18 protein-coding genes are annotated in these 20,168 nt (G+C 63.6%); 15 read left to right on the forward strand and 3 right to left on the reverse strand.

Features of this window, described 5'->3' with window-relative positions; translation table 11 throughout:
• Window positions 1-7: 7 nt before the first annotated feature.
• The 10 genes from nuoI (at window position 8) to AB7I51_RS03930 (ending at window position 10,986) form a co-directional block, all read left to right on the forward strand.
• Complete coding sequence (nuoI, locus tag AB7I51_RS03885) at window positions 8-496, forward strand: NADH-quinone oxidoreductase subunit NuoI (protein WP_428403925.1); 489 nt, start codon at window positions 8-10, stop codon at window positions 494-496.
• Between the two features lie 110 nt (window positions 497-606).
• Entirely contained in the window at window positions 607-1,209 is a 603-nt protein-coding gene (locus AB7I51_RS03890) for an NADH-quinone oxidoreductase subunit J (RefSeq protein WP_428403926.1), read from the forward strand.
• Window positions 1,210-1,223: 14 nt separating this feature from the next.
• Window positions 1,224-1,532 carry an NADH-quinone oxidoreductase subunit NuoK gene (nuoK, locus tag AB7I51_RS03895; protein WP_428403933.1) on the forward strand — a complete coding sequence of 103 codons (309 nt, stop codon included), beginning with the start codon at window positions 1,224-1,226 and terminating at the stop codon, window positions 1,530-1,532.
• 7 nt (window positions 1,533-1,539) lie between these two features.
• Entirely contained in the window at window positions 1,540-3,540 is a 2,001-nt protein-coding gene (gene nuoL, locus AB7I51_RS03900; protein WP_428403927.1) for an NADH-quinone oxidoreductase subunit L, read from the forward strand.
• Window positions 3,540-5,048 (forward strand): NADH-quinone oxidoreductase subunit M, encoded by a 1,509-nt coding sequence (locus AB7I51_RS03905; RefSeq protein ID WP_428403928.1) that lies wholly within the window; start codon window positions 3,540-3,542, stop codon window positions 5,046-5,048. Before nuoL ends, AB7I51_RS03905 begins: the two co-directional genes overlap by 1 nt.
• 13 nt (window positions 5,049-5,061) lie before the next feature.
• The gene (gene nuoN, locus AB7I51_RS03910) at window positions 5,062-6,495 is read left to right on the forward strand and encodes an NADH-quinone oxidoreductase subunit NuoN (protein WP_428403929.1); all 1,434 of its coding nucleotides are present in this window, start codon (window positions 5,062-5,064) and stop codon (window positions 6,493-6,495) included.
• Window positions 6,496-6,639: 144 nt separating this feature from the next.
• Window positions 6,640-7,428, forward strand: coding sequence for a biotin--[acetyl-CoA-carboxylase] ligase (locus tag AB7I51_RS03915; RefSeq protein ID WP_428403930.1), 789 nt, complete (start codon window positions 6,640-6,642; stop codon window positions 7,426-7,428).
• Window positions 7,425-9,095, forward strand: coding sequence for a ribonuclease J (locus tag AB7I51_RS03920; RefSeq protein ID WP_428403931.1), 1,671 nt, complete (start codon window positions 7,425-7,427; stop codon window positions 9,093-9,095). Before AB7I51_RS03915 ends, AB7I51_RS03920 begins: the two co-directional genes overlap by 4 nt.
• A 218-nt stretch (window positions 9,096-9,313) precedes the next feature.
• On the forward strand, window positions 9,314-10,480 hold the full coding sequence (locus tag AB7I51_RS03925) for a DNA cytosine methyltransferase (RefSeq protein WP_428403422.1): 1,167 nt from the start codon (window positions 9,314-9,316) through the stop codon (window positions 10,478-10,480).
• A gap of 92 nt (window positions 10,481-10,572) precedes the next feature.
• Window positions 10,573-10,986, forward strand: a complete 414-nt coding sequence (locus tag AB7I51_RS03930; RefSeq protein ID WP_428403423.1) for a very short patch repair endonuclease — start codon at window positions 10,573-10,575, stop codon at window positions 10,984-10,986.
• 130 nt (window positions 10,987-11,116) lie between these two features.
• Here AB7I51_RS03930 and efp read toward each other — a convergent pair whose 3' ends face one another.
• The gene (gene efp, locus AB7I51_RS03935; protein ID WP_428403424.1) at window positions 11,117-11,686 is read right to left on the reverse strand and encodes an elongation factor P; all 570 of its coding nucleotides are present in this window, start codon (window positions 11,684-11,686) and stop codon (window positions 11,117-11,119) included.
• A gap of 96 nt (window positions 11,687-11,782) precedes the next feature.
• Between efp and epmA the strand changes: the two genes are divergently transcribed.
• The 3 genes from epmA to typA all read left to right on the forward strand — a co-directional run bounded on the left by epmA (window position 11,783) and on the right by typA (window position 16,433).
• The gene (epmA, locus tag AB7I51_RS03940; RefSeq protein WP_428403425.1) at window positions 11,783-12,826 is read left to right on the forward strand and encodes an EF-P lysine aminoacylase EpmA; all 1,044 of its coding nucleotides are present in this window, start codon (window positions 11,783-11,785) and stop codon (window positions 12,824-12,826) included.
• Between the two features lie 129 nt (window positions 12,827-12,955).
• Window positions 12,956-14,440, forward strand: a complete 1,485-nt coding sequence (locus AB7I51_RS03945; RefSeq protein WP_428403426.1) for a hypothetical protein — start codon at window positions 12,956-12,958, stop codon at window positions 14,438-14,440.
• Between the two features lie 172 nt (window positions 14,441-14,612).
• On the forward strand, window positions 14,613-16,433 hold the full coding sequence (gene typA, locus AB7I51_RS03950) for a translational GTPase TypA (protein WP_428403427.1): 1,821 nt from the start codon (window positions 14,613-14,615) through the stop codon (window positions 16,431-16,433).
• 223 nt (window positions 16,434-16,656) lie between these two features.
• Here typA and AB7I51_RS03955 read toward each other — a convergent pair whose 3' ends face one another.
• Complete coding sequence (locus AB7I51_RS03955; RefSeq protein WP_428403428.1) at window positions 16,657-17,679, reverse strand: RluA family pseudouridine synthase; 1,023 nt, start codon at window positions 17,677-17,679, stop codon at window positions 16,657-16,659.
• A gap of 102 nt (window positions 17,680-17,781) precedes the next feature.
• On the opposite strand from AB7I51_RS03955, the gene AB7I51_RS03960 reads away from it, so the two are divergent.
• Window positions 17,782-19,131 carry an NAD(P)/FAD-dependent oxidoreductase gene (locus tag AB7I51_RS03960; RefSeq protein WP_428403476.1) on the forward strand — a complete coding sequence of 450 codons (1,350 nt, stop codon included), beginning with the start codon at window positions 17,782-17,784 and terminating at the stop codon, window positions 19,129-19,131.
• Here the strand turns inward: AB7I51_RS03960 and AB7I51_RS03965 are convergent.
• Window positions 19,059-19,229 (reverse strand): DUF411 domain-containing protein, encoded by a 171-nt coding sequence (locus tag AB7I51_RS03965; protein ID WP_428403429.1) that lies wholly within the window; start codon window positions 19,227-19,229, stop codon window positions 19,059-19,061. The genes AB7I51_RS03960 and AB7I51_RS03965 overlap by 73 nt on opposite strands.
• Window positions 19,230-19,252: 23 nt before the next feature.
• Between AB7I51_RS03965 and AB7I51_RS03970 the strand changes: the two genes are divergently transcribed.
• On the forward strand, window positions 19,253-20,068 hold the full coding sequence (locus tag AB7I51_RS03970) for a creatininase family protein (RefSeq protein WP_428403430.1): 816 nt from the start codon (window positions 19,253-19,255) through the stop codon (window positions 20,066-20,068).
• The last annotated feature ends 100 nt before the right edge of the window (window positions 20,069-20,168 follow it).

Here is a 20,168-nt window from a genome sequence, read left to right on the forward strand (position 1 = left end):
GGCCGTCATGAAACTCGATCAAGCCGCCAAGTCGCTCTTCCTTTCGGAATTCGTCGGCGCATTCCTTCTGTCGATGCGCTACTTCTTCAAGCCGAAGGCGACGATCAACTATCCGCATGAGAAGAATCCGCAATCGCCGCGCTACCGCGGCGAGCATGCGCTGCGCCGCTATCCCAATGGCGAGGAGCGCTGCATCGCCTGCAAACTCTGCGAGGCGATTTGTCCGGCGCAGGCCATCACCATCGAAGCCGGACCGCGCCGCAATGACGGCACTCGCCGCACGACGCGCTACGACATCGACATGGTGAAATGCATCTATTGCGGCTACTGCCAGGAGGCGTGCCCGGTCGACGCGATCGTCGAGGGGCCGAATTCGGAATTCTCGGTCGAGACGCGCGAGGAGCTTTACTACAGCAAGGAGCGTCTGCTCGAAAACGGCGACCGCTGGGAGCGCGAGATCGCGCGCAACATCGCGATGGACGCCCAATACAGGTAACTGGATTTGCGAGCCTCCAGGCTCGCGGTCGAGGGCGGAAGAATGGACCGCGAGCCCTAAGGCTCGCATGTGAGCGGCGCGAAAGCGCAGCGCTCGAGAGGACGACGAACGTGCAGGCCGTATTTTTCTACCTCTTCGCGACGATCATGATCGCCTCGGCGGGCGTCGTCATCTTCGCGCGCAATCCGGTGCATTCGGTGCTGTTTCTCATCCTCGCCTTCTGCAATGGCGCGGGATTGTTCCTCCTCGCCGGCGCGGAATTTTTGGCGATGATCCTCATTGTCGTCTACGTCGGCGCGGTCGCGGTGCTGTTCCTCTTCGTCGTGATGATGCTCGACGTCGACTTCGCCGCGCTGAAACAGGGCTTCATCAAATATCTGCCGGTCGGCGCCACCGTCGGCGGGGTGGTGCTGGTGGAATTGGGCATGATGGCGATCGGCTGGAGTTCCGCGCCGTCGGCCAGTGAGGCCGTCGCCAATCCGATCATTCCGCAAATGAGCAATACCGCGGCGCTCGGCCAGATCCTTTACACGAAATATGTGATCTTCTTTCAGGCGTCGGCGCTGGTGCTGCTCACCGCGATGATCGGCGCGATCGTGCTGACCCTCCATCACAAGCCCAACATCAAGCGTCAGAAGATCGAGGAGCAGAACGCCCGCACGCGCGAGAATGTGATCGAAATCAAGAAAGTTCCGTTCCGGACCGGCGTCTAACGAGGATACCCATGCTGACCATCGGCCTTACGCATTACCTCGTCGTCGCGGCGATCCTGTTCACGCTCGGCATCGCCGGCATCATCCTTAACCGCAAGAACATCATCGTCATCCTGATGTCGGTCGAATTGATTCTGCTGTCGGTCAATCTGAACTTCGTCGCCTTCTCGCAGTCGCTCGCCGATCTGACCGGACAGGTGTTTGCGCTCTTCGTGCTCACCGTGGCGGCGGCCGAGGCGGCGATCGGCCTCGCGATCCTCGTCGCCTTCTATCGCAACCGCGGCACGATCGCGGTCGAAGACATCAATTCCCTGAAGGGCTGACCTCAAGATGATTTACGCCATCGTCTTTCTTCCGCTCGTCGGCTTTCTGATCGCAGGCGCGTTCGGACCCTGGATCGGGGCGCGCGTCTCGGAATTCGTCACGACGAGCCTGCTGATCGTCTGCGCCGTCCTGTCGTGGATTGTCTTTTTCGATGTCGCGCTCGGCCACAATCCGGGCTACGCGCCGATTCTCGGCAATTGGATGACCGTCGGCGCGTTCAAGGTTGAATGGGCGCTGCAGGTCGACACGCTGACGGCGGTGATGCTCGTCGTCGTCAATACGGTGTCGAGCCTCGTGCATCTCTATTCGGTCGGCTACATGCACGAGGATCCGCATCGTCCGCGCTTCTTCGCCTATCTGTCGCTCTTTACCTTCGCCATGTTGATGTTGGTGACGGCCGACAATCTCCTGCAGATGTTTTTTGGCTGGGAAGGCGTCGGCCTCGCTTCCTATCTCCTCATCGGCTTCTGGTATCAAAAGCCTTCGGCCAACGCCGCGGCGATCAAGGCTTTCGTCGTCAACCGCGTCGGCGACTTCGGTTTCGCGCTCGGCATTTTCCTCATTTTTCAATTGACGAAGTCGCTCACCTTCGACGAAGTCTTCGCCACCGTGCCGGGACTGGCCGGCGAGTCGATTCACGCCTTTGGCCTTACTGTCGATGCGCTGACGCTAGCGGCTTTCCTGCTGTTCATCGGCGCGATGGGCAAGTCGGCGCAGTTCTTTCTGCACACATGGTTGCCGGACGCGATGGAGGGCCCGACGCCGGTCTCGGCGCTCATCCATGCCGCGACCATGGTGACCGCTGGCGTGTTCATGGTCGCGCGTCTCTCGCCGATCTTCGAATATGCGCCGACGGCGCTCGAATTCGTCACCATCATCGGCGCAACGACCGCCTTTTTCGCCGCGACGGTCGGTCTCGTTCAAAACGACATCAAGCGCGTCATCGCCTATTCGACCTGTTCGCAGCTCGGCTACATGTTCGTCGCTGAAGGGGTCGGGGCCTATTCGCTCGGCATCTTCCATCTCTTCACGCACGCCTTCTTCAAGGCGCTGCTGTTTCTCGGCGCGGGCTCGGTCATCCACGCGATGCACCATGAGCAGGACATGCGCAACATGGGCGCGCTGCGCAAGGACATACCCTTCACCTTCGCGATGATGACGATCGGCACGCTGGCGCTGACCGGCTTTCCTTATACGGCCGGATATTTCTCCAAGGACGCCATCATCGAGGCGGCGTTCGCGGCCGGCGAACATCGAACGACCGCGATGATCGGCTTCGTTTCGACCGTCGTCGCCGCGGCTCTGACGTCATATTATTCCTGGCGTCTGGTGTTCATGACTTTCTTTGGCCAGCGCCATGCGCACGCAGGCGAAGTCAATCATTCGCACGACAAATCGGCGGCCGACGAACATGGTCATGGTCATGACGATCACAGCCATGCGCCGCATGAGTCGCCGCTCGTCATGCTCTTTCCGCTCGCGGTGCTAGCGGTCGGCGCACTTGGCGCGGGCTATGTCTTCGAGCCCGATTTCGCTGGCCACGCCTATACGGAATTCTGGAAGGGAGCGATCTTTACCCGCGCGCACAATGAGGTTCTGCACGAGATGCACGCCATCCCCGCATGGGCCGCCTATGCGCCAACCGCGATGATGGTTCTTGGCTTCCTCATCGCGCTCTATGTCTATGTGCTGAAGCCAGGAACGGCGCAGGCGCTGGCGCGAACCTTCCCGCGCCTGTACCAATTCCTGCTCAACAAATGGTATTTCGACGAACTTTACGACTTCCTGTTCGTTCGGCCCGCCTTCGCCCTCGGCCGGCTGTTCTGGAAGGGCGGCGACGGCGCAATCATTGACGGTCTCGGGCCTGACGGCGTCGCGTCGCGGGTCGCCGACGGCGCGCGGTTCGCGGTGCGTCTGGAGACCGGGTACCTCTACCATTACGCATTCGCCATGCTGATCGGCGTCGCGGCGATCGCCACTTACTTCATCGCCGGAGGATTGCGCTGATGTTCGGTTTCGGCATTCTTTCCGGCGTCGTCTTCCTGCCGCTCGTTGGCGTCGCCTTCCTGCTCACCCAGAAGGGCGATAATGAAGCGAGCCTGCGCAATATCCGCTGGGCGACGCTCGCGACCACGCTCGCCACCTTTGCTCTGTCGCTGTTCATCTGGTCCGGGTTCGACACGACGAGCGCGGCGTTTCAATTCGTCGAGGAGAAAAGCTGGCTCGGCTCCGGCCTCATCTACAAGATGGGCGTCGACGGCTTTTCGATGCCCTTCGTTCTGCTGACGACCTTCCTGATGCCTTTCGCCATTCTCGCCTCATGGACGTCAGTCGAGAAGCGCGTCAAGGAATATATGATCGCCTTCCTCGTGCTCGAGACGCTGATGGTCGGCGTCTTCTGCGCGCTCGACCTCGTGCTGTTCTATCTCTTCTTCGAGGGCGGCCTCATCCCGATGTTTCTCATCATCGGAATCTGGGGCGGCAAGCGGCGCGTCTATGCGAGCTTCAAATTCTTTCTCTATACGCTCGTCGGCTCGCTCCTCATGCTGGTCGCGATCCTTGCGATGTATGGCAAGGCCGGCACGACCGACATCACTGTGCTGCTGAAGACCGATTTCCCCAAGGACATGCAGACCTGGCTGTGGCTCGCCTTCTTCGCGTCCTTCGCGGTGAAGATGCCGATGTGGCCGGTGCATACTTGGCTGCCTGACGCCCATGTCGAGGCGCCGACGGCGGGCTCGGTGATCCTTGCCGCGATTCTTCTGAAGATGGGCGGCTATGGCTTCATCCGCTTCTCGCTGCCGATGTTTCCGGACGCCTCGACCAATTTCGCGCCGCTCATCTATGCGCTGTCCGTGATCGCGATCGTCTATACGTCGCTGGTTGCGCTGGTTCAGGAAGACATCAAGAAGCTCATCGCCTATTCGTCTGTGGCGCATATGGGCTATGTCACGATGGGGCTCTTCACGCTGAACCCTCAGGGCATGCAGGGCGCGATCTTCCAGATGATCAGCCACGGCTTCGTCTCTGGCGCGCTGTTCCTTTGCGTCGGCGTCATCTACGACCGCATGCATACGCGCGAGATCGCCGCCTATGGCGGCCTCGTCAACCGCATGCCGGTCTATGCCTTCGTCTTCATGCTGTTCACCCTGGCCAATGTCGGCCTGCCCGGGACGACGGGCTTCATCGGCGAATTCCTGTCGCTCGCCGGCGCCTTCCAGGCGAACAGCTGGGTCGCGCTGATCGCGACGAGCGGCGTCATCTTCTCTGCGGCTTACGCGCTCTATCTCTATCGTCGCGTGATCTTCGGCGCCTTGGAGAAGGCGAGTCTGATCACCATCACCGATCTGACGGCGCGCGAGATCGCGATTTTCACGCCGCTCGTGCTGCTCACCATCTACTATGGCGTGCAGCCGCAGCAGATTCTGAGCGCGACGCAGGCGTCGGTCGACAATCTCATCCAGACCCATACCGCGTTCATCGACGCGATTAAGCTCGCAGCCGCTGGCCAATGATGGATCGCTGACGATGCCCTTCTTCGTTCAACTCGCGCATCACTTTCTTCCCGAGACGATCCTCGCGGTCGGCGTGATGGTTCTCATCCTGATCGGCGCCTGGCGCGGCGAACGCGGTTTCGGTCTCGTCGACGAAATGGCGGTCGGCATTCTCGGTCTCGCGCTGGTGACGATCGCGCTGTCGAGCACGCCCGACACGAGCGTCTTTGACGGCGCCTATATCGACGACGGCTTTTCGCGCTTCATGAAGGCGCTGACCCTTATCGGCGCGATTGCGTCGATCTTGATGTCGGTCGACTGGCTGCAACGCAACGGGCTCGAGAAATTCGAATATCCGGTGCTGATCATCCTCTCGACGCTCGGCATGTTGCTGCTGATTTCGGCAGATAATCTCATCGCGCTCTATCTCGGCCTTGAGCTGATGTCGCTCGCGCTCTACGTCATGGCCGCCTTTGCGCGCGATGATGGCAGATCGTCGGAGGCGGGGCTGAAATATTTCGTCCTCGGCGCGCTGTCTTCGGGCATGATGCTTTATGGCGCGTCGCTGCTCTACGGCTTTTCCGGAACGGTGTCTTTCGCCGGGATCGCGGCGGTCGTCTCGAGCTCGGCGCCAATTGGCGTGATCTTCGGGCTTGTCTTCGTCCTGGCCGCGCTGGCCTTTAAGATGTCGGCGGCGCCATTCCATATGTGGACGCCCGACGTCTATCAGGGCGCGCCGACGCCGGTCACCGCCTTCTTCGCCTCGGCCGCCAAGATGGCGGCGGTGGCGATCACCGCGCGCATTGTCTTCACCGCCTTCCCGGGCGTGAAGGATCAATGGCGTCAGATCGTGGTTTTCGTCTCGATCGCGTCGATGCTGCTCGGCTCTTTCGCGGCGATCGGCCAGGAGAACATCAAGCGGCTGATGGCCTATTCCTCGATCGGCCACATGGGCTTCGCGCTGATTGGCCTCGCCGCCGGCGACGAGGCGGGCGTGCGCGGCGTTGCGATTTATCTGACGATCTACCTCATCATGACGCTCGGAACATTCGCCGCGATTCTGGCGATGCGCGTCGAAGGTCGCTATGTCGAGAATATTTCCGACCTCGCCGGCCTGTCGCGCACCAATGGCTGGATGGCGTTCTTTTTGGCGATGCTGATGTTCTCGCTTGCCGGCGTGCCGCCGCTCGCCGGCTTTTTCGCCAAATATTATGTGCTGCTCGCCGCGGTTGACGCCGGGCTCTTCGGCCTTGCGGTGATCGGCGTTTTGGCGAGCGCGGTCGCGGCCTATTATTATTTGCGGGTCGTCAAGGTCATGTATTTCGACGAGCCGGCGCCCGCCTTCGATCGCGCGCCGAGGGCGGTTCGCGCCGTGCTCGCCATCTCGACTCTGGCGCTCCTTGGATTTTGGGTCTATCCCTCGCCGGTCATGGATGCGGCGGCGGCGGCTGCCAAATCGCTCTTCTAGAGCGCGCTGCGAAAAAGTGTATGCCGGTTTTTCGCAAAAAGCGCGCTCGAAGCTTTTGGAATTGATCACGTCACCTGCGTTTAGGCGATTCCGCCTAAACGCAGCGTGATCTAGGGAGGTAATTCGCGCGTGGAGTTGGGATCATTGGCGCGCGCCCGCGGCGTGCGCCTCCTCGCGCTGGAGAGCGTCGATTCTACTAACGACGAAGCGCGCCGCCTGATCGAGACGGGCGAGCGCGGGCCGCTATGGGTGGTCGCCGCGCGGCAGACCGGCGGCCACGGCCGTCTCGGACGCCAATGGATTTCGCCGCCGGGCAATCTGCATGCGAGCCTGGTTCTGAGCGATTTCGGCGCGACCGCAATCGCGCCGCAACTCGGCTTTGTCGCTGGCGTCGCAGCGTTGCGCGCGCTGCGCGCCACGACCGAAGACGTCGGCCGCTTCGCGCTGAAATGGCCGAACGACCTGCTGATCGAAGGCGCCAAACTCGGCGGGATTTTGCTCGAGAACGTCAGCGCGCAGACCGGCGACGCGCGCGCGCCGGTAGCTTCCGTCGCGATCATCGGCATCGGCGTCAATTGTGCCGAGGCGCCGAAGGGGCTTCCGTTTGAAGCGCGCGCCTTGACGTCGGTCGGTCCGAACGCGCCTGACGCGGCAAGGCTCTTTTCCCATCTTTCCGACGCTCTCGTCGAAGCGCTCGATCTTTGGCGCGGCGGAGAAGGGTTTGCTCAAATCCGCGACGAATGGCTCAAACACGCCGCCTATCTCGGCGCGCCTATTCGCGTCGAGCTGCCACGCGAAACGATTGAAGGACGCTTCGCTACGATTGATGCGACCGGCCGGCTCATTCTGGCGACGCCCAGCGGCGAGCGAATGGTCGAAGCGGGCGACGTCTCGCTCGGGCCGCGGCGGATCGCGGCGGGAGGCGTCGCATGACGACGCCGGCAGCCGACCTCGTGTTCCTGCCGCTCGGCGGGCTCGGGGAAGTCGGCATGAATATGGCGCTCTATGGTTATGGGCCGCCGCAGAAGCGCAAATGGCTGATGGTCGATTGCGGCATGGGCTTTCCCGGACCGGAACTGCCCGGCGTGGACCTTGTCTTTCCCGATATCGCCTTCGTCGAAAAGATTGCCCGCGATCTCGTCGGCATTTGCATCACCCATGCCCATGAGGATCATATCGGCGCCCTCGCGACATTGTGGCCAAGGCTCAACTGCAAGGTCTTCGCCACGCCCTTCGCAGCGGGCCTCCTCGAAGTGCGGCGGCTGAACGAGCCCGGCGCGCCGAAGATCGACATTTCTCTCACTCGCGCTGGCGCGAAGCTCGATCTCGATCCGTTCGAGGTCGAATATGTCGCGGTCGCGCATTCGATTCCGGAAGCCAATGCGCTGGCGATCCGCACGCCGCTCGGCCTGTTGGTTCATACCGGCGACTGGAAAATCGATCCAGAGCCCGGCGTCGGAACGCGCATTGACGAAGCGCGGCTGCGCGCGCTCGGCGACGAGGGCGTCGCCGCGCTCATCTGCGATTCGACTAATATTCTGCGCGAGGGCGACAGCTTCTCCGAAGCCGATGTCGCACGCACGCTGCGCACGCTGATCGCCGAAGCGCCGGGACGCGTGCTGGTGACGACCTTCGCCTCCAATATCGCCCGGCTGCGCGCCATCGCCGAGGCGGCGCAGGCGTGCGGACGCACCGTCGTCGTTGCGGGGCGGGCGATGGATCGCGCCATTCAGGTGGCGCGCGACTGCGGCTATCTCGACGGCGTGCCCGGATTTCACCCGCCCGAATTGCTGCCGACCCTGCCGCGCGACAAGACCGTGGTCATCGCCACCGGCAGCCAGGGTGAAACCCGCGCCGCCATGGCGCGCGCCGCCGCGAATGATCATCCCACGATCAAGCTTGTCTCCGGCGATCGGGTGATTTTTTCATCGCGCGTCATTCCAGGAAATGCGCGCGACGTTTTTCGCATCATCAATAATCTGTGCGATCTCGGCGTCGAGGTCATCACCGACCATGATCATCTCGTGCATTGCTCGGGCCATCCGCGCCGCGGCGAGGTCGCGCAAATGTATGAATGGATCAGGCCGCAGATCGCCGTGCCTGCCCATGGCGAGGCGCATCATCTGACGGAACATGCGACTTTTGCGAGAGCGCATGGCGCCGCGGAGGTCGTCTCGGCGCGCAATGGCGACATTGTGCGGCTCGCGCCCGGCGCGCCCGGCGTGATCGGCGAGGCGCCGCATGGACGCCTGATGAAGGATGGCGATGTCGTCCTAACCGAAGACGACAGCGCGGTGCGTGACCGTCTGCGGCTGTCTTTCGTCGGCGTGATTTCCATTGCGCTCGCCGTCGATCGCAAGGGCGAACTCGTCGGCGATCCGGACGTCGTCTTCGCCGGCGTGCCGAAGCTTGGCAAGTTCGGCGAGGACATGGGCGAAATCATCGACGAGGCGCTCTTCGCAGCATTCGAGGGCCTGTCGCGCCCGCGCCGCCGCGACGCTGACGCGGTCTCGAATGCGATCGAGAAGGCGGTGCGGGGCGCGGTGTCGTCCGTCTGGGGCAAGAAGCCGACCGTCCATGTGATGGTGGTCGCGACGTAAGAAGCCACTCAATAAAGGGCGCGAAACCCTCTCCCTTTGGGAGAGGGCGGCTGCGAAGCAGCCGGGAGAGGGGTCGCCGCCTCTCAATTTTGCGTGCAACCCCTCACCCCGGACCTTCGGTCCGACCCTCTCCCAATGGGAGAGGGTTGGCGCGAACCTTTTTTATTCGGGAATGGGCTGACAATCGTTAGACTCGCCTGAAACAGCGTGAGTCGGAGATGGACGAGAGACCCGCCTATTACGAATTCTTCGCCGGCGGCGGCATGGTCCGCGCCGGGCTTGGAGAGAACTGGCGCTGTCTCTTCGCCAATGATTTCGACCGAAAGAAAGCCGAAAGCTACCGCGCCAATTGGGGCGGCGAAGAGCTGCATGTCGGCGACGTGCGCGAAATCTCCACGGCTCAATTGCCGGGCCATGCCGATCTCGTCTGGGCGTCCTTCCCCTGTCAGGATTTGTCGCTCGCCGGCGCCGGCGCCGGATTGAAGGGCGAGAGGTCGGGGACGTTCTGGCCGTTCTGGGATTTGATGAAGGCGTTGCGCCAGGAGGGGCGCGCGCCGTCCATCATCGTTCTCGAAAATGTCTGCGGCGCGTTGACCTCTCACGGCGGCAAGGATTTTGAGAAAATCAGCGAGGCGTTGGCGAAGGAGCGCTACAGATTCGGCGCGCTCATTATCGACGCGGCGCTGTTCGTCCCGCAATCGCGTCCGCGGCTGTTCGTCATCGCCGCGCGGGAGGACATCGCTGTTCCCTCATCTCTCCTGCGTCATTGCGAGCGAAGCGAAGCAATCCAGAACAACAATTTGTTTCACACGCGCGCGCTTGTCACCGCACAGGAATCTTTGCCGAAGACGCTACGCAAGAATTGGCTGTGGTGGAATTTGCCGGCGCCGCCGCTGCGCAACAGATCGCTCATCGACATGATCGAAGATGCGCCGATCGATGTCGCTTGGCATAGCGTCAAAGAGACGAATGCGCTTATCGCCATGATGAGCGACGTCAATCTCGCCAAGATCGCAGAGGCGAAACGCGCTGGGCGCAAAATGGTCGGGACGCTCTATCGCCGCACGCGTTATCAGAACGACGTAAAGAACCAGCGCGCCGAAGCGCGTTTCGACGAAGTGGCCGGCTGCCTGCGCACGCCGGCCGGCGGCTCGAGCCGGCAATTCGTGCTTGTCGTCGACAAGGGCAAAGTGCGTTCGCGGCTGATGTCGGCGCGAGAGACGGCGCGGCTGATGGGATTGCCGGACGAATATGCTTTGCCGGAGAATTACAACGAGGCCTACCATCTAACGGGCGACGGCGTCGTCGTGCCGGTCGTGCGGCATATTGCGGCGCATCTGCTGGAGCCGTTGCTGAACGCATGCATCGTATTGGAGGCGGCTTGAGCCCCCTCCCTGACCCTCCCCCGCTCCGCGGGAGAGGGAAGACTCCCTCTCCCGCAAGCGAAGCGCAGCAGGGGAGGGCTGGGGAGGGGGCATTGCGCGTCACCGCAAAAGAAACGCGCGAACGCCGCTCCGCCATCATGCGCGCGGTGAAGGGGAAGGACACTACGCCCGAACTCGCGGTGCGGGCGATGCTGAGAAGATTCGCGCCGTTCTACCGGCTGCATCGCAAGGACGTTCCCGGCAATCCCGACATCGCTTACATCGGCCGCAGGCGGGCGATCTTCGTTCACGGCTGTTTCTGGCACGGGCATGATTGCGCGCGCGGCGCGCGCATGCCGAAAGCCAACGCCGATTATTGGCGCGCGAAAATCGCCAAAAATGTCGCGCGCGACGCCGCGCATCGCGACAAGCTCGCGGCGCTGGGTTGGCGCGCGCTCACGATCTGGGAATGCGAATTGAAGGACGCCGCCGCGACGGAGAAAAAGCTGCGCGAATTTTTGGAGTAGGGGCGTTTCTCCTTCTCCCGCTTGCGGGAGAAGGTGTCGTCACGAAGTGACGACGGATGAGGGCCCTCACCCGACCCGACTTCGCCGGGCCACCCTCTCCCGCAAGCGGGAGAGGGAATCCTCCCCGCTATCAATCCTTGGCGCGCTCCACATAGGCGCCGTCCTCGGTCTGGATGACGACGCGGGTGCCGGTCTGAATATGCGGCGGCACCATGGCGCGCGCGCCATTGGAGAGTTTCGCCGGCTTATAGGAGGAAGACGCGGTCTGGCCCTTCAGCGCCGGCTCGGTCTCGACGACTTCCAGCGTCACCCGCGGCGGCAGCTGAATGCCGACCGGCGCACCGTTGAACATCGACAGGATGCAGACCATGCCCTCCTGCAGCCATTGCGTCTGATCGCCGATCGTATCGGCGGAGACGGCGACCTGCTCGTAGCTCGCCTGATTCATGAAGTGATAGCCGTCGTCGTCATTGTAGAGATAGCTGAAATCCTGATCCTCGACGAAGGCGCGCTCGACCTGTTCAGTCGTCTTGTAGCGGTCCGACACTTTCACGCCGTCGGAGAGGCGGCGCATGTCGATCTGCGTCGTCGGCGTGCCCTTGCCGGGGAAAAAACTTTCGGCGGTCAGAACGACGTAAAGCTGGCCGTCGTCCCTCTCAATGATATTGCCTTTGCGAATCGAACTGGCGATGACTTTCACGTCGGTATCCCTTGTGGCCGGCCTGGGGTATGAACGGCGGTAAGACCATATTTCGGGCGCGCCGGCAATCCGGGGCCCCGCCTCGCGGGAGGCCTTATGACGGGCGCGTCGCCCTGGTGGGCTCGGGATGTCTACGCCGACCGCAAGCCCTTTCTCAAGGCGCGCACGGCGATCGCCGCGGCGGTCCGGCGCTTCCTCGCCGCGGAAGGGTTCGCCGAGGTCGAGACGGCGGCGCTTCAGCTCTCCGGCGGCAATGAGACTCACCTTTCGGCCTTCGCCACCGAGCTGATCGGCGCCTCCGGTGAGCGCAGCCGGCTCTATCTCCACACGTCGCCCGAGTTCTCCTGCAAGAAGCTGCTGGCCGCCGGCGAGGAGCGGATTTTCACCCTCGCCCATGTCTTCCGCAATCGCGAGCGTTCGGCGCTGCACCATCCCGAATTCACCATGCTGGAGTGGTATCGCGCCGGCGCGCCGACGCTGCGGCTGATCGAGGATTGCGCCGGACTGCTGGCGAGCGCGGCGCGCGCCGCCGGCGCGAGCGATTTTTCCTGGCGCGGCCGAACCTGCGATCCCTTCGAGGAGCCTCAGATCGTCAGCGTCTGCGAGGCCTTCGCGACCCACGCCAGCATCGATCTTGCAGCGCTGCTCGGCGACCGCGACGGGCTCGCCCGCGCCGCCGCGCGTGACGGCATAAGGGTCGCCGACGACGATGGCTGGTCGGATCTCTTCAGCAAGATCATGAGCGAAAAGATCGAACCCATGCTCGGCTGCGAGCGCCCAACGATCCTGACCGACTATCCGGCAAGCGAAGCGGCGCTCGCCCGCGTCAACCCGGACGATCCGCGTTTCGCCGACCGTTTCGAACTCTATGTCTGCGGCGTCGAACTCGCCAATGGCTTCGCCGAATTGACCGACCCGGCCGAGCAGCGCCGCCGTTTCGAGGCGCAGATGGCCGAGAAACGCCGCATCTATGGCGAGGCCTATCCGATCGACGAGGATTTTCTGGCGGCGCTTGCTGAAATGCCGGAGGCCTGCGGCGTGGCGCTCGGCTTCGACCGGCTGGTGATGCTCGCGACCGGCGCCGAGCGCATCGAACAGGTGCTGTGGACGCCAGTGGCCGAGCGCGGTTCGGCGCTCTAATTCCCCTAAAAACTGCGACGCAATGCTGGCGCGCACATCGCGCGCCAAGGAGACCTTTAATAGTGGCGCCGTTTGAGCGGCGGCGGGCGAGATGCGTTCGCCCCCGAGCATGATTTCATGGAGGGCGCAATGAGATTGAGAATATTGCTGACATCATTCGTGGCGATCGCCATCTCAACGACGACAACCGCGATCGCGCAGAAAAGCGATGCCCCGGCCACGCCGCCGGCCGCGCCGGTGACCACCTTCGACGATAAGCTGGTCAAGATCGCCGAGCTGGCGCCGGGCTTTGGCGGCATGTTCGTCGACGAGAAGGGAACGGTGCAAATCTATATGAAGAACGCCGGCGAGCTGCGCAACGCCGATTCGATGAAAGCCGCGCGGGCGCAGGTGACGTCTGCGATCGCCAGCGTGCTCGGCGCGGATTTTCTGACGCAAAACGGCGCCCGTAAAGGCCGAGCGTCGGAGCCCAATATCATCAAGGGCGATTATGACGCGATCGAACTCGCCAAATGGAAGAAGAGCGTCGCGCCCGCGCTCGACGGCCAAGAAATCGTCTTTGTCGATCTCGACGAGCGCCGCAATCGCGTGACCGTCGGCGTCGTCGGCGATCCCGCGCGCCAAAGATTCGAAGCCTTGGCGAAATCGCTTGGCGTTCCCTTCGAGGCGCTGATCATCGAGGAAACCCAGCCGATCCGGTTTCACGCGTCGTTGCGCGATAAAAGGCGGCCGGTTCCGGCCGGCGTGCAGATCGAAATCGACACCGGAATCTTCGCCTATAAAATCTGCACGCTCGGGTTCAATGTCGTGCGCAATGGCCGCGACGGCTTCGTCACCAATTCCCATTGCACCAGGAACCGCGGCGTCAGCAATGACGACGATTTCCATCAGCCCAATGATCCGCTGCTGTCGGGCAATAAGATCGGCGACGAGGACGCTGATCCGCGATATTTCACCGGCGGCCAGTGTCCGTCGGGCAGGAGATGCCGGTTCAGCGACAGCGCCTACGCCGATTACCGCATCGCGCGCGGGCCGTTCGAAATCGCCCGAACGACCAATAACGTCGGTTCGCGCACGATCAACGGCTTTCCGAGCGCTTTCCGGATCGTCAGCGAGACGCCGGATTCGATGGTCGGCATGAGGCTCAACAAGGTCGGCCGCACCACGGGCTGGGCCTTCGGCGACGTGCGCGCGACCTGCATCGACGTCAATGTCGCCGATACCGACGTTCGGCTGCTGTGCCAGAGCCGCGTCGCCAGGGTGAGCGGAACCAATAAGCTGACCGACAATGGCGACAGCGGCTCGCCGGTCTTCTCGATTCTGCCCACCGCCAGCCAGGCGTGCCTGCACGGCATTCTCTGGGGCGGACCCGACGATGGCAGTTCCTTCGTCTTCAGCCCGTTGAACCTGATCGAGCAGGAGCTTGGACCGCTCACCACCTTCACCGCGCAGCCGCCGCCCCAGCCTCCGCCGCCGCCCCCGCCGCTGACGCCGCGCGAGGAATGCCTGCGGGAATGCGCTGCAGATCGCGACTCCTGTCTCGCCGAGGGCGGCCTGGCGTCGCAATGCGTCCCCGCCTTTATCCGCTGTCGGCAGCGGTGCCCGGCGCGGTGAGGCGACCCGAGCGGCGGGCTGATCGTCCGCCGCTTGCGCAGGGCGGTTTCGCTTCCATAATCCCCCGCCTTGGGGTATGAGACGCTGCATCGCAACAACAGCCAGCGCCTCTGTCCCGGCCCCTCTCGGGCGGCCGCAGGGGCGGCTGTTTTACCCGGCCGGCCCGTTCACCATGCAGCTGCGCAATATCGCCATCATCGCCCATGTCGACCATGGCAAGACCACGCTCGTCGATCGTCTGCTCCAGCAGTCGGGCGCCTTTCGCGAAAACCAGCGCGTCGCCGAACGCGTGATGGACTCGAACGATCTCGAAAAGGAGCGCGGCATCACCATCATGGCCAAGGCGACCTCGATCGCCTGGAAGGATGTGCGCATCAACATCGTCGACACGCCCGGCCACGCCGATTTCGGCGGCGAGGTTGAGCGCATTCTCTCGATGGTCGACGGCGCGATCGTTCTTGTCGACGCCGCCGAAGGCCCGATGCCGCAGACCAAATTCGTCGTCGGCAAGGCGCTCAAGATCGGCCTCAAGCCGATCGTCTGCGTCAACAAGGTCGACAAGCCCGACGCGCGGGTGAGCGAGGTGGTGAATGAGGTGTTCGATCTCTTCGCCGCGCTCGACGCCAGCGACGAGCAGCTCGACTTCCCGATCATCTACGGCTCCGCCAAGCAAGGCTGGATGGCGGAGGAGCCCACCGGCCCGCAGGACGGCATGGCGCCGCTCTTCGATCTCGTGCTCAAGCACGTTCCCGAGCCCACCGTCGAAGAAGGCGGCTTTCGCATGCTGGGCACGCTGCTGGAGGCGAACCCCTATCTCGGCCGCATCATCACCGGCCGCGTGTTCTCCGGCTCGGTGAAGCCGAACCAGCCGGTGAAGGTGCTGGATCGTTCCGGCAAGGTGGTGGAGCAGGGACGCGTCTCGAAGATTCTCGCCTTCCGCGGCATCGAGCGCCAGCCGATCGAAGAGGCGGAAGCCGGCGACATTGTCGCCATCGCGGGCCTCGAAAAATTCAACGTCGCCGACACGCTCTGCGCGCTCGACGTGAACGAGCCGCTGCAGGCGCAGCCGATCGACCCGCCGACGCTCTCCATGACCTTCCTGGTCAATGACTCGCCGCTCGCCGGCACGGAAGGCGACAAGGTCACGAGCCGCATGATCCGCGCGCGGCTCTATAAGGAGGCCGAAGGCAATGTCGCGCTGCGCGTCGAGGATGCGCCGATGGGCGACGCCTATATCGTCTCCGGCCGCGGCGAGTTGCAGCTCGGCATTCTGATCGAGACCATGCGCCGCGAAGGTTTCGAACTTGGCGTGTCGCGTCCGAAGGTCGTCTACAAGAAGGATGAGAACGGCGAGATTCTCGAGCCGATCGAAGAGGTCGTCATCGACGTCGACGAGGAACATTCCGGCGTCGTCGTGCAGAAAATGGCGGAGCGCAAGGCCGAGATGATCGAGATGAAGCCGTCCGGCGGCAATCGCCTGCGGCTCGTCTTCCATGCGCCGACGCGCGGCCTCATCGGCTATCAGGGCGAACTCCTCACCGACACGCGCGGCACCGCGATCATGAACCGGCTGTTCCACGAATACGCGCCCTATCGGGGCGACATTCAGGGGCGCCGCAACGGCGTGCTGATCAGTAACGATCAAGGCGAGGCGGTCGCCTACGCCATGTGGAAGCTGGAAGACCGCGGGCCGATGATGATCGAGCCCGGCTGGAAGGTCTATCGCGGCATGATCGTCGGCGAGCACACGCGCGACAATGATCTCGAGATCAATGTCTTGAAGGGCAAGCAGCTCACCAACATCCGCACGCAGTCAAAGGACGAGGCGGTGCGCCTGACGCCGCCGATCCAGATGACGCTGGAAAAGGCGCTGGCCTATATCGAGGACGACGAACGCGTCGAAGTGACGCCGAAGTCGATCCGCCTGCGCAAGGTCTATCTCGACCCCAACGACCGCAAGAAGGCGAAGGGCAAGGCGGCGCTGGTGGCGTGATTCATCTGATGCGCCAAACATCAGAAGCGCGTGGGATCGTAATGCGGCGGCGTATGTAAGCAAGCATCGCCACATCTCAGCCCGTCATCGCCGGGCTTGCCCCGGCCATCCACGTCGAGAGGCGGCGCAACGCTGCGAGGTTTGGGGAGCGGCGCCGCGTGGGTGCCCGGCATAAGGCCGGGCATGACGTGGACAGAATGCACGCCTCTTGCGGCGCCCGCCCTCATACGCTCGCGAGCGCCTCCCGCAACCCCGCCAAATCCTCAGGCAGGTCGCTTTCGAACAGCATCTCTTCGCCGGTGATCGGATGCTCGAAGCCGAGCGTCGCGGCGTGCAGTGCCTGGCGGTCGAGACGCTCCACGACTTCGCGCGCTTTCTCAGAAAGCTTCGCGACTTTGGTTTTAAAACCCGCGCCGTATGTTTTGTCGCCGATCAGCGGATGGCCGACATGCGCCATATGCACGCGGATCTGATGCGTGCGGCCGGTCTCGAGCTGACAGCGCAAGAGCGACGCGACGCCATAGTCTTCGACCTTCTCCCAATGAGTGATCGCTTCTCGCCCGCGCGCTGGCGACACCACCGCCATTTTCTCGCGCTGAGTCGCGTGGCGTCCGAGCGGCGCCTCAATCGTTCCATGCGCGCGTTCGGGAACGCTCCAGACGAAAGCGAGATATTCGCGCGTCAAGGACAGCGTGCGGCCATGGTCGGCGAAGAGCCGCGACAATCCATGATGCGCGGCGTCAGTCTTGGCGACGACGAGCAGCCCGCTCGTATCCTTGTCGATGCGATGCACGATGCCGGGCTTCTTCACCCCGCCGACGCCGGAAAGACTGTCGCCGCAGTGAGCGATCAGCGCATGGACTAGCGTGCCGCTCTCATGCGCGCTCGCCGGATGCACGACGAGTCCCGCGGGCTTGTCGATCACCAGAAGATGCGAATCCTCATAGACGATATTGAGCGCGATATTTTCGCCCTGCGGCTCGGCGGGCGCCGGCGGCGGCACGACAAGCGAGACCTTGTCGCTAGCCGCGAGCTTCTTCGCCGGATCGCGCGCCGCAATATCGGCGATCGTCGCGCACCCTTCCTCGATCAGCGTTTTGATGCGGCTGCGCGAGAGATGCGCCGCGGCGATTTCCGGCTGTTCCGCGAGAAAACGGTCGAGCCGAACGCCTGTATGCTGCGGCGCCGCGAGAAATTCGAAGCGCTCGGCGGATGCGTCAATTTGAGGCAGAGCCTTGACCTTCATTGAGCTTTTTTTCCGCGCGCCGTCGCGCGCATGATATGAGGGCTGCGGAAACGCAGGCGTGGCGCGAGCGGAGGCGCGAACCTCCGCCATTCTGCGCATTGAATAACGCCGCCCAGGGGAGGCCCTTCCATTAGCGACGCCGAGGCTCCGTTCTGCGCCGTCATTGGCGCGGGCCCCGCCGGTCTTTTCGCCGCCGACGCGCTCGCGCGCGCGGGGGCGCGCGTCGTCATCTATGAGCACAAAGCGAGCCCGGCGCGCAAATTTCTGATGGCGGGGCGGGGCGGCCTCAACATCACCCACAGTGAAAACCTGGAGCGCTTCATCGCGCGCTATGGCGCGGCCGCCGCGCGTTTGGCGCCTCTCGTCCACGCCTGGCCGCCGCAGGCGCTGCGCGACTTCTGCGCCGAACTCGGCGAAACGACCTTCGTCGGCTCAAGCGGCCGGGTTTTCCCTGCGAGCTTCAAGGCCTCGCCGCTCTTGCGCGCGTGGCTCGCCAGACTGTCGCGGTTCGGAGTCGCCATCGCAACCCGGCACGCCTTTTTGGGCTTCGCCGAATCCGGAGCCTTGCGCTTGCTGGGGCCGGAGGGCGAATTCACCCGCAAATTCGACGCGCTGGTGCTGGCGCTCGGCGGCGCCTCCTGGCCGCGGCTCGGCTCCGACGGCGCCTGGGCGGCGCGGCTCGGCGCGCAAGGCGTGCGGGTCACGCCGCTCGCCGCGGCCAACAGCGGCGCTTTGATCGAATGGAGCGCGATCTTTCGCGACGATTTCGAAGGCCAGCCGATCAAGACGACGATGTTGCGCCATGGCGCGTCGTCGGCGCGCGGCGACATCGTCGTCACCCGCAGCGGGCTCGAGGGCGGGCCGGTTTATGCGCTCTCCTCGCAATTGCGCGCCGCGACGCAAAAATACGGCGAGACGATTCTGTCAATCGATCTGCGTCCCGACACGACGCTCGAGTGTCTGGCGCGCAAACTCTCGCGCCGTCCGCAAAAACAGTCGCACGCGAATTTTTTGCGCAAAGCGGGATTCTCTAAAGTCGAGATCGGCCTGATGCGCGAGTCGCGTCAGGGCGGGTTGCCGCGCGACGCCGAAACGCTCGCCGCTCTCATCAAGAACGCGCCGCTGACCGTAACGGGCGTCGCCGGTCTCGAGCGCGCCATCTCAACCGCCGGCGGAGTCTCCTTCGATGAGCTCGACGACGCGCTGATGCTCAAAAAGCTGCCGGGCGTTTTCGTCGCCGGCGAGATGCTCGACTATGACGCGCCGACGGGCGGCTATCTGTTGCAGGCGGCCTTCGCCACTGGGCTCGCAGCCGGGCGCGGCGCCGCCCGTTATCTCGGACTTCTGCCTGATCAGCCCGTCGCGCCGCCCGAAACGGATCAGGCGGGCTTGTCGCCGCGCCAGTCGCCAAATGGGCGCGCGTCGGAAGCATCGAACAAATATAGCCTGTAGACTTCCGGCTCGCCGCCCTCCATTCCCGGCGAACCGGCCGGCATGCCGGGAGCGGCGAGGCCAATCGCTTTCGGCCTCTCGCGCCGGGCCTTGCGCATTCCCCTTTAACGCCAAGGCGCATATGCTCACCGCCATGCTGCCTTCGCGCTTCTGGACTGATCTTTCGCTGCGGGACGTGCGCGCGCATGACATGTCGCGCGTCATCGCCGTCCTGCCGATCGCGGCGGTGGAGCAGCACGGGCCCCATCTGCCGCTCGGGGTCGACGCGATGATCATGGAAGGCTGCATCGAGCGTGTCGTCGTGCGCCTGCCCGCAGACCTGGAAGCCGTTTTTCTGCCCGTGCAGAGCGTCGGCGTTTCAACCGAGCATCGCGACTTTCCCGGCACGCTGACTCTGACCAATGAGACGGCGTCGCGCCTTCTCTGCGAGATCACGGAAGGCGTTCTGCGCGCGGGCGTGACGAAACTGGCGCTGCTCAACTCTCATGGCGGCAATTCGGCGCTCGTGACGCAGACCGCGCTCGAATTGCGCGCCCGTTTCGGCGTCTTGGCGGTCGTCGCCTCCTGGGCGCGTTTTGGCTATCCCGACGGGCTGTTCTCGGAGTTGGAGCTGCGTCACGGCGTACATGGCGGCGAGATCGAAACTTCGCTCATGCTCGCCTTGCGACCCGAGCTCGTCGATATGGCGCGGGCGAAAAATTTTCCGCCGGCGACGCTCGACTTCGAGCGCGATTTCGCCTGGTTGCGCGCCGATCGCCCCGCCGGCTTCGGCTGGATGGCGCAGGACCTCTCGCCCGCGGGCGCGATGGGCGACGCCTCGAAAGCCAGCGCCGAGAAGGGCGAGGCGGTGGCGGATTACTGGGCGACGGCCTTCATCGAACTGCTGCGCGACGTCGAGGCCTTCGATCTTACGAGGCTCAAGAGCCTCGATGATTGAGACGAAATCGGTTTGAACGGTTCGGCTGTCATTCCCGACGCGCGAAGCGCGATCGGGAATCCAAAGCAAAATCAGCATTCCTGCCTCGACGCTGGATTCC

Origin of the sequence: Methylocystis sp. (genome assembly GCF_050246715.1) — a bacterium.
Classification (GTDB): domain Bacteria; phylum Pseudomonadota; class Alphaproteobacteria; order Rhizobiales; family Beijerinckiaceae; genus Methylocystis.